Origin of the sequence: Aeromonas sp. L_1B5_3, from assembly GCF_963866575.1 — a bacterium.
Taxonomy (GTDB): domain Bacteria; phylum Pseudomonadota; class Gammaproteobacteria; order Enterobacterales; family Aeromonadaceae; genus Aeromonas; species Aeromonas jandaei.
In genome coordinates this window covers 1-436 of record NZ_CAWMDN010000142.1, presented here as the reverse complement: position 1 = coordinate 436, position 436 = coordinate 1, and the positions used below count along the sequence as shown (strand labels likewise).

Sequence of the window (436 nt, the reverse complement as noted above, 5' to 3'; positions counted from 1 at the left end):
AACTGCCTCAACTGCCTCACTCCATCATCTTGTCGCATCTATATATGAAGGAAGGGGGGTTCCCGAGCCTAGCGAAATGGTGGATGGCCAGCTCACTTCATTTAAGCATCGTCAGCTAGCTGGATATCGCCCACCAGGGTGGTGCAGGGGTCTACATATACCCGTTTGCCCAGTTGTGGGCGTTTTCCTTTGTAAGGTCTCAGTCGCAAGTCCATCTTGGCCTCCTTGTTTTCGGCCATTCTAGTAACCTGAAGGCTGTTTCTGTGGATAAGTTTGTATAAAAGCTGTGGTTGGAGGTGAATAACTAAAAAAGTACGGTTTTTTGCAATTTTATTGCAGGAGGGGGGTTGCCAGAACGAATTCACTCCCTATAATGCGCCTCCATCGACACGGCAAGCGGCAACGCAAAGCCTGAGTCGATAACCTCGAAAAGCCT

At 49.1% G+C, this 436-nt stretch carries 1 pseudogene; it reads right to left on the bottom strand.

The features are described from left to right. Positions 1–104: 104 nt before the first annotated feature. Positions 105–215 (bottom strand): annotated as a pseudogene (locus tag AACR93_RS18815) (gamma carbonic anhydrase family protein); the annotation flags it as partial. Between the last annotated feature and the right edge of the window lie 221 nt (positions 216–436).